Annotated in this window: 10 protein-coding genes and 1 pseudogene; 9 read left to right on the forward strand and 2 right to left on the reverse strand. The window is 40.3% G+C overall.

Annotation, left to right across the window (positions count from 1 at the left end; all coding sequences use genetic code 11):
* Positions 1-7: 7 nt before the first annotated feature.
* The 4 genes and pseudogenes from ACHUET_RS13085 to ACHUET_RS13100 all read left to right on the forward strand — a co-directional run bounded on the left by ACHUET_RS13085 (position 8) and on the right by ACHUET_RS13100 (position 3,806).
* The gene (locus tag ACHUET_RS13085; protein ID WP_394213405.1) at positions 8-1,507 is read left to right on the forward strand and encodes a CoA-acylating methylmalonate-semialdehyde dehydrogenase; all 1,500 of its coding nucleotides are present in this window, start codon (positions 8-10) and stop codon (positions 1,505-1,507) included.
* A 109-nt stretch (positions 1,508-1,616) separates the two neighbouring features.
* A pseudogene (gene ribB / locus ACHUET_RS13090) lies at positions 1,617-2,234 on the forward strand (3,4-dihydroxy-2-butanone-4-phosphate synthase); the annotation flags it as partial.
* A gap of 180 nt (positions 2,235-2,414) precedes the next feature.
* Entirely contained in the window at positions 2,415-3,191 is a 777-nt protein-coding gene (gene rutD / locus ACHUET_RS13095; RefSeq protein WP_394213407.1) for a pyrimidine utilization protein D, read from the forward strand.
* Positions 3,192-3,209: 18 nt separating this feature from the next.
* On the forward strand, positions 3,210-3,806 hold the full coding sequence (locus tag ACHUET_RS13100; RefSeq protein ID WP_394213409.1) for a malonic semialdehyde reductase: 597 nt from the start codon (positions 3,210-3,212) through the stop codon (positions 3,804-3,806).
* 413 nt (positions 3,807-4,219) lie between these two features.
* On the opposite strand, the gene ACHUET_RS13105 is transcribed toward ACHUET_RS13100, so the two are convergent.
* The gene (locus ACHUET_RS13105) at positions 4,220-5,125 is read right to left on the reverse strand and encodes a LysR family transcriptional regulator (RefSeq protein WP_394213410.1); all 906 of its coding nucleotides are present in this window, start codon (positions 5,123-5,125) and stop codon (positions 4,220-4,222) included.
* Positions 5,126-5,420: 295 nt separating this feature from the next.
* On the opposite strand from ACHUET_RS13105, the gene ACHUET_RS13110 reads away from it, so the two are divergent.
* The 5 genes from ACHUET_RS13110 to ACHUET_RS13130 all read left to right on the forward strand — a co-directional run bounded on the left by ACHUET_RS13110 (position 5,421) and on the right by ACHUET_RS13130 (position 12,944).
* Positions 5,421-7,127, forward strand: coding sequence for an L-lactate permease (locus ACHUET_RS13110; protein WP_394213412.1), 1,707 nt, complete (start codon positions 5,421-5,423; stop codon positions 7,125-7,127).
* Positions 7,128-7,192: 65 nt separating this feature from the next.
* Complete coding sequence (dld, locus tag ACHUET_RS13115; RefSeq protein WP_394213424.1) at positions 7,193-8,896, forward strand: D-lactate dehydrogenase; 1,704 nt, start codon at positions 7,193-7,195, stop codon at positions 8,894-8,896.
* A gap of 130 nt (positions 8,897-9,026) precedes the next feature.
* The gene (lldD, locus tag ACHUET_RS13120) at positions 9,027-10,169 is read left to right on the forward strand and encodes an FMN-dependent L-lactate dehydrogenase LldD (protein ID WP_394213414.1); all 1,143 of its coding nucleotides are present in this window, start codon (positions 9,027-9,029) and stop codon (positions 10,167-10,169) included.
* A 357-nt stretch (positions 10,170-10,526) separates the two neighbouring features.
* The gene (locus ACHUET_RS13125; protein ID WP_394213426.1) at positions 10,527-10,991 is read left to right on the forward strand and encodes a LysR family transcriptional regulator substrate-binding protein; all 465 of its coding nucleotides are present in this window, start codon (positions 10,527-10,529) and stop codon (positions 10,989-10,991) included.
* Between the two features lie 336 nt (positions 10,992-11,327).
* Positions 11,328-12,944, forward strand: a complete 1,617-nt coding sequence (locus tag ACHUET_RS13130) for an NAD(P)/FAD-dependent oxidoreductase (RefSeq protein ID WP_394213416.1) — start codon at positions 11,328-11,330, stop codon at positions 12,942-12,944.
* Positions 12,945-13,768: 824 nt separating this feature from the next.
* Here ACHUET_RS13130 and ACHUET_RS13135 read toward each other — a convergent pair.
* Complete coding sequence (locus ACHUET_RS13135) at positions 13,769-14,236, reverse strand: hypothetical protein (protein WP_394213418.1); 468 nt, start codon at positions 14,234-14,236, stop codon at positions 13,769-13,771.
* Between the last annotated feature and the right edge of the window lie 373 nt (positions 14,237-14,609).

Genomic DNA, 14,609 nt, shown 5'->3' on the forward strand with positions numbered 1-14,609 from the left:
TCGTGTCATGAATACAGAACCACGCAGCGTACAACAATTGATCAATGGCGAATTTACCGAATCAACGACCACGGAATGGATTGATATCACCAATCCAGCCACGCAAGAAGTTATCGCTAAGGTACCACAGTCAACACCTGCGGAAATTGATCAAGCCATCAAAACGGCATCTGAGGCCTTTCAGAGTTGGCGTGTCACACCCATCAGCAAACGAGCCCGCGTTTTCCTAAAGTATCAACAACTGATACGTGAGCATATGGATGAGCTGGCAGTGCTATTGACTGAAGAACAAGGTAAAACGCTGGCAGATGCGAGAGGCGATGTATTTAGAGGTCTTGAAGTCGTAGAACACGCATCAGGTATCGGTAACTTGCAACAAGGTGGCTACATTGAAAACGTTGCCAGTAGTGTTGATATGTATACCGTTCAGCAGCCAATAGGCGTCTGTGCAGGTATTACTCCCTTTAATTTCCCTGCCATGATACCGCTATGGATGTTTCCAATGGCCATCGCCACAGGCAACACGTTTATCTTAAAGCCTTCTGAACAAAATCCAATCGTTACCATGAGATTGGTCGAGTTGGCACTTGAAGCGGGTATACCAAAAGGGGTATTAAATGTGGTTCATGGTGGTAAAGATACGGTGGATGCGCTGTGCGACCACCCTGACATAAAAGCGATATCTTTTGTTGGTTCAACAGCAGTAGGTAAGCATGTCTATGATCGAGCCGGTCAGGCTGGCAAACGTGTGCAATGCATGATGGGCGCAAAAAATCATGCCGTGATCATGCCTGATGCCAATAAAGAACAAAGTCTGAATCAGTTAGCAGGAGCTGCATTTGGTGCAGCAGGGCAGCGATGCATGGCACTGTCTGTCGTCGTATTGGTTGGGGAATCTAAACAGTGGGTTGATGAGATTGTGGAAAAATCAGCACAGCTAATAGTATCTGCTGGCAAGGATGACAAAGACTTAGGTCCGCTAATATCTAAGCAAGCCAAAGCCCGTGTCGAGCGCTTAATCCAAGCGGGGATAGACGAAGGCGCAACTCTCAAACTAGATGGTCGTGGTTGTCAGGTAGCAGGTTATGAAGAGGGTAACTTTGTTGGCCCAACTATTTTGGACAATGTAACCGCTGATATGAGCTGCTATACCGAAGAGATTTTTGGCCCTGTCCTGTGCATTATGTATGCTGACACGCTTGAGGAAGCCATTAAGATTATCAATACCAATCCAAATGGTAATGGTACCGCCATTTTCACCCAGTCTGGCGCCCATGCACATAAGTTCCAACAAGATATCGATGTTGGACAAGTCGGTATTAACTTACCAATTCCAGTACCGCTACCGATGTTTTCGTTTACAGGGTCTAGAGCCAGTAAGCTCGGTGACTTAGGTCCTTATGGTAAGCAAGCGGTACAGTTTTATACGCAGACGAAAACGGTGATATCACGCTGGTTCGATGAGGATGCTAGTGAAGGCGTAAATACCACTATTTCTATGAAGTAGCTATACGGCCGTATCAAAAGTAGGACGTTATGTAGAGCATGTGATTAATCGATAACACGTCCTACATAACAACATACAAAAGCAAATATAAGTACAAATGGTGGATTTTATGAATATCAATACAATACCAGAAATCATCGAAGATATTAAAGCTGGCAAGATGGTCATCATCATGGATGATGAGGATCGGGAAAATGAAGGTGACCTGATTATGGCAGCCACTTTAGCCAAGCCTGATGATATCAATTTTATGATTACACATGCCAAAGGTTTGGTTTGTTTGACCTTGACCTCCGAGCGTTGCAAAAAATTAAAACTACCTCTCATGTGCAAAGACAACCAAGCACCTTATAGTACGAATTTCACTGTTTCCATTGATGCAGCAAAAGGCGTAAGTACCGGAATATCAACGGCAGACAGAGCTCATACTATTAGAACTGCGGTGTCTCAAGACGTTACTTTTGATGATGTCGTAACCCCAGGTCATATTTTTCCATTAGTGGCTAAAGAAGGCGGTGTCTTAGAGCGGGCTGGACATACTGAGGCAGGTTGCGATTTAACGAGACTGGCTGGCTTAGAGCCTGCCGCGGTTATTGTAGAGATTATCAACCAAGATGGTGAAATGGCTCGTAGAGACGATCTGATGAAATTCGCCGATACTCACAATCTAAAGGTTGGCACCATAGACGCGTTAATCAAATATATTAAGTCTCAAGAGGCTGTCGAAAGTAAAGGTAAAGTTGAACATTTTGAAGATACTATAACGTATGACTATGATGAAAGCGATGAGCATACCGTTGAATTGATTTAGTTGATTGAATTCAATTTAATTTAATTTAATTTGATTTTATAAACTGTTAGATATTTTTACCGCAATTTGAATTTTACTAAAATTGGATGAAACCCTATGTTAGTTGAAAAATATCCTTGTAAGAACGACACGTCAGAAACGATCGTATTTAGTTCAGGTTTAGGCGGGCATGCTGATTTTTGGTTACCTCAAATTGAGTATTTTACCGAGCATTACAATGTGATTTGCTATGAACAAGAGGGCGTATCACCTGATAGTGACCTCTTACCCGATGACTATTCTATGCAAGATTTAGCAGAACAATTAATTGAAATTTTAAAACGAGAAGGACTGTCTAATTGTCATTTCGTCGGTCACGCACTGGGCGGATTCATTGGTATGGAAGTCGCTTATAAAGCACCAGAACTGTTAGATAAACTGGTCATCTTAAATGGTTGGGAAAGCCTCGATCCTCACACGATTAAATGTTTTAGCATGCGAACCAGTTTGCTACAAGATACAGGTATAGAAGCATTTGTACGCGCCCAAGCGATATTTTTATACCCGCCTATATGGATATCAAACAACATAGAAGCACTCACGCAAAAAGAGGATAAAGCTATTGCTAATTTTGCTCCCGTTAAGAACGTCTTAACGAGATTAAAAGCCTTACAGTCTTACCAACCCCTGATGAATGCTAAGCATATCAAAAACGAAACTTTAGTTTTAAGCAATCTTGATGATGTTTTGGTGCCATGGCAACGCGGTCTGGCGCTAGCCGATAGTATGCAAAACGCCCAGTTTGAGTTAATGGTGACGGGTGGACATGCCAGTACAATCACAGAGACCTGCTCAACCAATAGCAAAATCCTTCAATTCTTATCCAAAATCTAATATCAATAAGGAAGTATTATGACTGATTCCCTATCGTTATCTTCAGCTAATCTTGATCAGTTGTTTGGTAAGGCCAGATCTTTTAACGCTTGGCAAAAAAAAGACGTGCCAGATGCACTACTCGAAGAGATCTATCACTTGGTTAAAATGGCACCTACCTCGGCCAACTGTTCACCTGCACGGTTTGTATTTCTCAAATCTGATGATGCTAAAGCGCGCTTAGAACCAGCACTATCTTCAGGTAATATCGAAAAAACAATGACAGCACCTATCACCGTTATTGTTGCTTATGATAATGAGTTTTATGAAGAGCTTCCTAAATTATTTCCACATACGGATGCCCGATCATGGTTTAACTCTAGTCCTGAACTGATAAAAGAAACGGCGTTTAGAAACAGTTCTATGCAAGCGGCTTATCTAATCTTGGCTTGTAGAGCCTTGGGTTTAGACACCGGCCCTATGTCTGGATTTAATAATGAACTGGTAGATAAAACTTTTCTTAAAGACAGTAATTGGACTTCAAACCTGCTCATCAATATAGGTTATGGTCAAGAAGATCAATTGTATAGCCGTCTTCCAAGATTGGATTTTAATGAGGCTTGTCAGATCTTATGAAAACAAGCGATTCATCCATTATGTCATCTTATTTTAGGAATAATGGACTGAATTGAGGCTATGTGGAGGGGTGGTTGTTTTTGGCTCCTTCACTTAATAATTGAGTGACCCCTGCCGTCAAATCCGTAGAAATAAACTTAGGAGATTTTAGTTAAGCAGCTTGACGATATCTAATAATTTTGATTTTTTAATAAAAAAGCGCAGCAATATTAGGCTGGATATCTAGCAAATATGCTACTGTTTTAACGGCTACTTCAGCCATGAAAAACTCTAACGCTATATTTTTTAATTATTTTACAAAGAATTATCTCAATAAAAGCAGTCTAGCACAGTGCTTATCTACTACAGCCCCAAAATATATTGCTAGCTTTTGATTTATCCATCTTTACATAAATCAAAAACAGGCCTGTTACTTAGCAATAATAATCTTGTTTTTGATGTAATGACTCTTGCAAATGGGCAATAAGTAGTTTGAGTTTTTGATCAGGCTGCCTTGCTCTAGGGTAAATCGCATACATACCCAGTTTCTTTCGCGTAAAGCTTTGCAAAATTTGCGTGAGCATATTTTGCTGCATCTCTTCATAAACTAGCGCTTGCGGTAAAAAAGCGATACCTAAATCGCTAAGCGTAGCTTGTTTAATCGCACTAAGATGATTACTATGAAATCGACCATAGACAGGCATTAACTGCTTTGTGCCGTTTATATGGAATGGCCATACATTATTAGAGTTATTATCAAACTTATAAATCAGACACTCATGATTCTCTAATTCTTCAGGGGTTTGAGGCATACCATATTGCTTCACATAGTCTGGAGTCGCACATATCACCCATTGGCTGTCTATCAGACGCTTTGCAATGAGCGAAGAGTCTTCAAGCTCAGCAGTTCTTACTGCTAAATCAAATCCTTCTTCTATCAGATCAACCAATCGATTGGTAATATGTAATTCTACGGAAATGTCAGGGTGTTGCTTACAGAATTCGGCAATCGATTCGCTCAGTATTAATTTGGCAGAGACCGCTGGCATAGTTATACGTATGTTGCCTTTCATATTTTCACCATAACCCGTTACGGCATTTTCGGCTTCTTGAAAGGCAAATTGAGCAATTTTAGCTTTTTCATAAAGCACCATGCCCGCATCGGTTAAGCTCAACTTTCTGGTGGTTCTATAAAGTAATTGGGTATTTAAGTTTTCTTCTAATCTAACAATGCGCTTGCTAACAACTGAATTCGTTAATGACAGTTTTTCAGCGACCTTAGAAAATGATCCTTCCTCAACAACTTGGACGAATAAAACCATATCATCAGCTTTAATCATATTTGTGCTCCAATTGATACAATGCGGTTTGGATTATAGCAAAAAAAGAAAATAATATTTTCCTTTGATGCAATATATCAATCTATTAACAAGGCGTAGACTATTTTAGGATGTTTTGAACATTAGATCATAGACTAGTTGAAGCTGTGTTTGGCTTTGTCTGAAAGACAGCTAGGTTAAATTAGCAGTCTGTGTTCGTGAGTGTTTAACACAACTTAGTCATTATTCAGCCGTCAAGATAAAGGCTTCGATGACTTGATTCAAGGAAGATTAAGCGACAAAAAAGGATATGGTTTTGAATCAAACAATATATGGTCTACTGGCATTACTGCCAATTGTTCTCTGTGGTATTTTTCTTATAGGCTTGCAATGGTCGGCCAAAAAAACAATGCCAATTATTTTAGTTGTTACCGCTGCGCTTGCCATTTTTATATGGGATATGACGATTAATCGAGTGTCATCATCTATTATTCAGGGTTTGGTGGTAACTGTCTCAGTGTTGTGGATTGTCTTTGGTGCTATTTTTTTGTTGAATACATTGAAACATACTGGTGCAATCGCTGTTATCCGTGCCGGATTTACCAATGTATCGCCAGATAGGCGTGTGCAAGCTATTATTATTGCATGGTGCTTTGGCTGCTTTCTTGAGGGTGCCTCTGGTTTTGGTACAGCTGCCGCTATTGCCGCACCTTTGCTGGTGGCGATAGGATTTCCAGCGCTGGGTGCGGTGTTGATGGGAATGATGATACAAAGTACACCTGTATCATTTGGTGCGGTCGGTACGCCTATCGTTATTGGTGTAAATAATGGGTTAGATAAAGCGGCCATTAGCGCTCAACTGGCACAAGAAGGACTACAGTGGGGCGACTTTTTACAACTGATTACCAGTCAAGTGGCTATCATGCATGGTGTCATTGGTACGTTTATGCCGCTTTTTATGGTGATGATGCTCACTCGCTTTTTTGGTAAAAACAAAAGTTGGAGGGAAGGCTTCGCTATTTGGCCATTTGCTATTTTTGCAGGCTTGGCATTCACGATTCCTTATACATTGACGGGCGTTTTTTTAGGACCAGAGTTTCCGTCACTGGTAGGTGGTTTGGTCAGCATGACCATCGTTGTTAATGCTGCTAAAAGAGGGTTTTTAGTACCAAAAACTACATGGGATTTTGAGCCGCAAAAAAGCTGGCCAAGTGAATGGCTTGGTAAGTTGGTGATCAGTAAAGAAGATATTACACCGGCTTTGAGTGATAAAAATATGTCCACTTTTATGGCGTGGTTTCCTTATTTACTAGTGGCTCTCTTACTAGTGTTTTCAAGAGTATTTACAGGCTTTCAGTCTTTACTTAACAGTGTAACGGTAGACCTAACCTCAATTTTAAGTGAGGCAGATATTAGTGCCAGCTTTAGTCCTTTGTACTTACCAGGTGGCTTGTTAGTCATCAGCGCCTTGGTTGCCGCCATTCTTCAAACTAGAAAACCCGTCAGCGCACTAAACAATGCCTTCAAAGAATCAGGTAAAACCGTGTTAGGGGCAGGTTTTGTACTTATCTTTACAATTCCAATGGTGAGGATTTTTATTAATTCAGGCGTAAACTTATCAGATGTGGCGAGTATGCCAGTCGCAAGTGCAGAGTTATTTGCGGGTACTTTTGGCAATACCTTCCCCTTAATTAGTGCAACCATCGGTGCCTTAGGTGCGTTTATCGCGGGCTCTAATACCGTATCTAACATGATGTTTAGCCAGTTCCAATATGAAGCCGCCATGAGCTTACGGATCTCACCTTCTTTAATCATCGCGGCACAAGCAGTTGGTGCAGCAGCTGGTAATATGATCGCCATACATAACGTGGTGGCTGCATCAGCAACAGTAGGTTTGCTTGGTATGGAGGGCGCCACATTGAGACGTACTATTTTACCTACTCTATATTATGTATTGCTCTGTGGAATAATCGTCATGGCCGCAATTTATATTTTCGATTTTCAAGGCCCTTTAGCATCATGAGTGATACACCATTACAAGATAAGGAGCATCATATCTCTTCGTCAAATCGAGCTTCTCAAGACATAATGAGTCCTGACCACGTGTTAGACAAACTCACCACTTTATTAGGAGCCAGTAATGTACAAGCAGACCCAGAGAAAAACGAGCATTATAGAATGGGATGGCGCTCTGGTGGCGGAAATGCATTAGCAGTTTTGTTTCCACAAACGTTAGTAGACATTTGGCGTAGCCTAGAAGTGTGTGTTGAAGGCGACTGCATTATTATCATGCAAGCGGCAAAAACAGGACTGACTGAAGGCTCAACGCCAAGCGGTAATGACTACGATAGACCCGTGGTTGTTATCAATACCCTTGCTATAGACCAGCTGTACTTAGTGAATGATAATGAACAAGTAATTAGCTTGCCTGGGGCGACGCTACACCAATTGCAAAGTCAGCTGAACGCAGTCAATCGAGCACCTCATTCAGTCATAGGTTCATCAACATTAGGTGCGTCGATTATTGGCGGGGTCTCTAATAACTCAGGAGGAGCACTGGTTAAAAGAGGCCCTGCTTACACCGAGCTTGCGTTGTTTGCACAAATAAATAAACACGGTCAGCTGGTGTTGGTTAATCACCTAGATGTAGAGTTAGGAAATACCCCTGAAGAAATACTCACTAATTTACAAACAGGTAATTTTGATAAAAGAAAGCTACCTGACACTGGCAAAATGGCATCTGACAAAGAGTACATTGCCAGAGTAAAAGACGTTAACGCAAGTACGCCGAGTCGTTTTAATGCTGACAAGCGACGACTATATGAGGCCAGTGGATGTGCTGGCAAGCTTGCGGTATTTGCCGTACGCCTTGATACTTATCCAACCGCTACAAGAGAGAAAACCTTTTATATAGGCAGTAATAGTGTGAGTGAGCTTGCACAGTTGCGACGGCAGATATTATCGAGCTTCGATAATATTCCTGAAGTTGGTGAATATATGCATCGCGATATATTTGATGTATCTGCTAAATACGGTAAAGACACGTTTCTAAGTATTAAGCATCTCGGTACGAATGCTTTACCTAGACTGTTTTCTATCAAAGGCGCTATAGACGCAAAATTCCATAAATGGCCATGGATGCCCAAGCATTTTACTGACAAAGTTATGCAGTTTGTCGCCAACATATTTCCAAAGCATTTACCGAAGCGAATGCTGGAGTATCGCGACCAATATCAGCATCACCTAATATTAAAAATGAGTGATGAGGGAATAGAGGAAGCACAAGATTTTCTAAAGATATTTTTTGATTCTTCAGACACGGGTAACTATTTTGAATGTAGTCAGGAAGAGTCAGAAAGTGCCTTTTTGCATCGTTTTGCTGCTGCAGGTGCTGCATTAAGGTATGAAATTATACATAAAAAAGAAGTAGGCGATATATTGGCATTGGATATTGCCATACCACGTAACGAGTTAGAGTGGCTTGAAGTGCTACCTGAAGAAATCACACAACACTTAGAAAAGAAGCTCTATTACGGACACTTCTTTTGTTATGTATTTCATCAAGATTATATTCTGAAGAAAGGCAGTGATATTAAGCATGTCAAAAAAATGATGTTAGAGTTATTGGGCGCGCGCGGCGCAAAATATCCTGCTGAGCATAATGTCGGTCACTTGTACGAAGCGGAGCCTGATTTGCAAAACTTCTATAAAGGCTTAGACCCAACCAACACCTTTAATCCAGGTGTCGGTAAAATGTCGAAAATCAAACGTAATTGCTCGTGCTGTTTGTAATAGCAAGTGTGGGCTAAACTTTCTGCTTCAAAAATAAGTCAGTTGTATCCATCGTTTAGTACTGAGCTATGCACAATTAGACATCCAAAAATATTACCTAGTTATCTAACAAAATAAAAAGGGCAAACGTATGATTATCTCATCTGCAAATGACTACAGAGCTGCTGCCAAGCGCCGACTGCCCCCATTTTTGTTTCATTATATAGATGGCGGTGCTTATGATGAATATACTTTAAAACGTAATATTGAAGATTTATCACAGGTTGCCCTTAGGCAACGTGTACTGAATGACATGTCAGAACTGAGCTTAGAGACGCAGCTATTTAATGAAACGCTGTCTATGCCAGTAGCACTATCACCCGTGGGTCTGACAGGCATGTATGCGCGCCGCGGAGAAGTACAGGCTGCTATGGCAGCTGATCAAAAAGGCATTCCGTTTACAATGTCGACGGTTTCTGTTTGTCCGATTGAGGAAGTGGCGCCTAAAATCAACCGCCCGATGTGGTTTCAGCTTTATGTGTTGAAAGACCGAGGCTTTATGAAAAATGCCCTAGAGCGAGCCAAAGCTGCAGGGTGTTCGACACTGGTCTTCACAGTAGATATGCCAGTACCAGGAGCACGCTACCGCGATGCACACTCTGGTATGAGTGGTAAAAATGCAGTGATGCGCCGTTATTTACAGTCTATGACGCATCCCCAATGGGCATGGGACGTAGGACTGCATGGCCGTCCGCATGATCTGGGCAATATTTCTACTTATTTAGGTAAGCCTACAGGGCTGGAAGATTATATAGGCTGGCTGGGTAATAATTTTGATCCTTCTATCTCTTGGAAAGATTTAGATTGGATTCGTGAATACTGGGATGGGCCGATGGTCATCAAAGGTATTTTGGATCCAGAAGATGCTAAAGACGCAGTACGTTTTGGGGCAGACGGTATAGTGGTGTCTAACCATGGTGGGCGACAGTTGGACGGTGTTTTATCAAGCGCGCGTGCTCTACCTCCTATTGCCGATGCAGTGAAAGGAGAGATTAAAATTTTAGCAGACTCTGGCATCCGTAGTGGCTTAGACATTGTGCGCATGTTAGCTTCAGGGGCTGATGTTTGTATGCTAGGGCGTGCATTTATATATGCCTTAGCGGCAAGTGGTGGTGCAGGGGTAAGTAACTTGCTAGATTTGATAGATAAAGAGATGCGCGTTGCGATGACCTTGACGGGCGCTAAAACGATTGCTGATATTAATTCATACTGTTTAGTGAAAATAAATAACTAAATTTAGCTTGTTGAGATGAATATTCTATTAATCTCAATTCTTAGCATGTTTAAATAGTAGCGTTTTTAAGCAAATGAAGTAAACTCAGCTGGAGCTTACACCGATTGGTCGCTATTGCCTTCAAGTTGCGCAAACAATATTTACAGAGATTACGTCTATTGAAGCAATGGGAGGCAGTAATTTACACCTTTTAAAAGGTAACATTAAACTATTAGTCGCTAGTCGCCTTCATAATCCTAAATATAATGATTTTTTAGTCTATTTCGAAAAGAAGTATCCAAACATTACGTTAGATTTGACGGTCAAATCAAGTATGGATATTTTAAATGATTTAAAGCAAAAAAACCCGCTATTGGTATTTGTTTAGCAAAGCATACATCCGATACACTCAATCAAAAGATGGTTTTTAATCAACGTTATTACCTATATTGCGGATATCATCATCCTTTATTTTCGGTAAAGGAACTGAGCTTTAGTAATATATTAAAAGAAAATTTTATTGCATTTAATAGCGAAGCGATTGGTGATGTTCTCTCGCCAATAACGTTATTTAAAGAAGCTTATGATTTTACTGGTCACGTCAGTGCCTATACAAATAATTTAGACGAGCTGGTTCGACTGATTTACACAGGATATGGCATAGGCGCTTTGCCAGATCAATTCGTTGCTGCGACTCATCTAGCATCTAAACTTAGACGTTTGCCCCCAAGTGATGGGATTGCTGACATCCCTATATATATTTTTTGGCACAAACATTGCGTTTTATCCGCTATTGAAGCCAAATTTATCGAGGAAATTATAGAGTTTGATGTCTCTCTTTGATCGACATTCTGTAAAGGCTTTATTATCTAATTTGCAATGAGCCAGAACTATTATAGTTTTTAGACAATACCTATAACATCAATAAAGCCTGTCAAGCGATGAAATATAAAGCTTGGCAGGATTTTTGGGTTTTGAGAATAATGCTTTGCAGCGCCGCAAGATAAGAGCTGTGCTCACAATGGAACGAGTATTCAAAAGGGTTTGAGCTATAGATTGCCAAAAAAGATGTGGTCTAACTTTTACCATCAGGCTGCTTAATTAAAATATTTATTCGCTTATTTGTATCAGTACCAGTAAAATGCGAGACTGTTTTCTACACTAGTTTATGAGTAACCAATGATACGTTTAACTGAAATTAAATTGCCATTAAATCATGCACCTGAAGATCTAACGACTGCTATAACGACAAAACTTAAAATCTCTGCTGAGCAAATGGCGTCATTTGTGATGTTTAAACGTGGTTATGATGCTCGTAATAAAAGAAATATCCAATTAATTTACACGCTAGACATCATACTGAACGACTCAGATTTGGCCAATGATTTACTGGTTCAATTTGAGTCAGACAACCATGTCAAACCAACACCAGATACCAGCTACAAATATGTAGGTGAAGCACCAGAGAACTTAACTGAGCGCCCTGTGGTTATTGGTTTTGGACCTTGTGGTTTATTAGCAGGACTCACCCTTGCTCAAATGGGTTTTAAACCTATTATCATCGAACGTGGTAATGAAGTAAGACAACGCACCAAAGACACCTTTGGCTTTTGGCGTCAGCGCAAATTAAACACTGAATCAAACGTACAATTCGGTGAAGGCGGAGCGGGTACCTTCTCCGACGGTAAATTATATAGCCAAGTGAAAGATCCAAATCATTACGGCCGTAAAGTAATGACAGAGTTTGTAAAAGCAGGCGCACCAGAGGAGATTTTATTTGTTAGTAAACCGCACATAGGTACTTATAAGTTAGTCAGCATGGTAGAAAAAATGCGTGCCCAGATCATAGCGCTTGGCGGTGAAATCCGTTTTGCTACTCGCGTAGACGACTTGCATATAACTGATTCAAAAGTAACTGGCGTGACGCTTAATAATGGCGAAACCTTGAAATCCAACCATGTTATTCTTGCTATTGGTCATAGCGCCCGTGATACCTTCCAAATGATCCATGATAAAGGCGTGTATGTTGAAGCAAAACCTTTCTCAATTGGTTTTAGGATTGAACATAAGCAGTCAACCATAGATAAAGCACGCTTTGGCGACAATGCTGGAAACGAGATACTTGGTGCTGCGGATTATAAATTGGTTCATCACTGCAAAAACGGTCGTTCTGTTTATAGTTTCTGTATGTGTCCAGGTGGAACCGTTGTTGCCGCCGCATCAGAAGAAGGCCGTGTTGTCACTAACGGCATGAGTCAATATTCAAGAAACGAGCGCAACGCCAACAGCGCTATTGTTGTAGGTATCGACCCAGAGCGAGATTACCCAAATCACCCTCTTGCCGGTATCGATTTGCAAAGACAATTAGAAACCTTAGCGTTTGAATTAGGCGGCAAAGACTACAGTGCACCAGCGCAAACCATTGGCGATTTCTTAAAAAGTAAACCAAATTCAGAATTAGGTGATGTAAAACCCTCCTACACACCGGGCATTACTTTAACCGACTTAAGCAAAGCATTACCTGATTTTGCCGTGGATGCCATACGTGAAGCCATTCCAGCGTTTAATAAAAAAATCCAAGGATTTTCATCTGATGACGGTTTACTCACTGGCGTAGAAACCAGAACATCATCACCGATAAGTATTAAACGCAATAAAGACTTTCAAAGCATTAATACCAAAGGATTATTTCCTGCAGGCGAAGGCGCAGGCTATGCAGGCGGTATATTATCAGCAGGGATTGATGGCATTAAAGTGGCTGAAGCTGTGGCGAAATCAATGTTGAATATAGAGTAAGAGCAGCTGTAGGCAAACCCCGATATTAACCCTCTTACCCAGATAAAAATATATGATCGAAAAAGCCTTTCAAGCTTTATACTTAATAGCTTGAAAGGCTTTTTCGTGTTTTAGAGATGGAGAGTTATTCTCATGCTTTCAATAAGTTTGGACATCTTAACAGCATGAGTTGATTGGGCTAATAAGCGATGCCGGATATTTTGTGCTTTGACGATATGCTAGATGAAAATACATCGTAAGTTATGCAATGTTATGATGCGATAAGAAATAAAAAAGCCCCATAACCAAAAGGCTGTGGGGCTTTAAAATAAGCTAAAAATACCATGATTGGTGCGCCCACCAGAATTCAAATTACTACGTTAAGATTATGATAAATAATGCTTTTATAAGTGCGATCAATAATAATACCGTAAGTGACTAAATGATAGATTAAATGCTGCTTTTCTCAAATTGTCTGACTTCCGCTATCAAATCGATACAGTCAAACCCCGATATTAATAGCGTCACCTAAGAAAATTAAATTTCATACCCCGCTCTCTACACTATATAAATAATAGCATATAGAGCTTTTCCAGTTTGTCAGAGCAAGATTGTTCCATGGCATATGCAAATATTGATGCTATTTTAAAAACCATAACATTAAGGGGTTTACTACCTAATAAGTTATAGTTTCAATCAGAACTTGATCTACTTTAGCGTTAACTATTTCTAGTATCGATTTGAATGTTGAGCATAGCTCGACTATAAAATTGACTACATCAGTGTATTTATAAGGACTCTAATGCTTGCTGGCAAACTTCAGCTAAATAAGGGTCAACCGTATCTTATTTTAGTAGCCACTTCAGATATTCAGCCCCATCTGAATGGGTAGCCAAATCTGCAACAGGCTCACTTTTATGCTTGCCAAAACTTAAATGCGTGGGTACACGTGCCATCTGGTTAAATTCATATAAGCTCTTCACATCACTTATTTCATAACCCTGACTATTAGCCAAGTCAATCAAACTACCAAGCACCAGCTCAGCAAAGTAAATATCGGCAATGGTAGCATGAGCATCTCTTGCTTGAGCACGCGCTATATCTCGGTGAAAATGATGGATGAGGGGTACTAGATTATGACTTTTCAGTGTAGGAAGAAGGAAATTAGCCATTGCATTGATGCATATCAACTTAGATGTATGAGTCATATCTGCATTTTTAAGAACTGTCATATCAAAATCGATATTATGACCAATTAAGTAATCAACACTGTTAGGCAGTCTAAAATCTGTATAAGGTGGTTCACCTGCCATATCCTCATTGCAAACATGTAATATCGCCATAGAGCCAAGCTAGTTTTTTTTAAAGGGTTGAGGCGCTTAGCTCTTGGCTTCTGCAACAAAAGTCACCTTTCAATCGATGATATCAATAATAGAGTAGGCGGCCTCACTCATATGTGGCTAGATTAATCCTGTTGTTTCTGTGTCAAGTATATATGTGGTCATAATTAGCCTTCATAAATATGAGGAGCTTAGCAGTCTGTTATAGATGGTTCTATTATATCAGTCTATTTTAAGTGGTCTATTAATGGGTTTGGAGGGTGAGATACCTGGTTCCGTTGAGGTATACCTTAATAAAAATAAACCTAGGCTTTTCTAAAATGATAATCTCTCAAGTTGATATTTA

Source organism: Psychrobacter piscatorii (assembly GCF_043641605.1).
GTDB classification, from domain to species: Bacteria; Pseudomonadota; Gammaproteobacteria; order Pseudomonadales; family Moraxellaceae; genus Psychrobacter; species Psychrobacter piscatorii_C.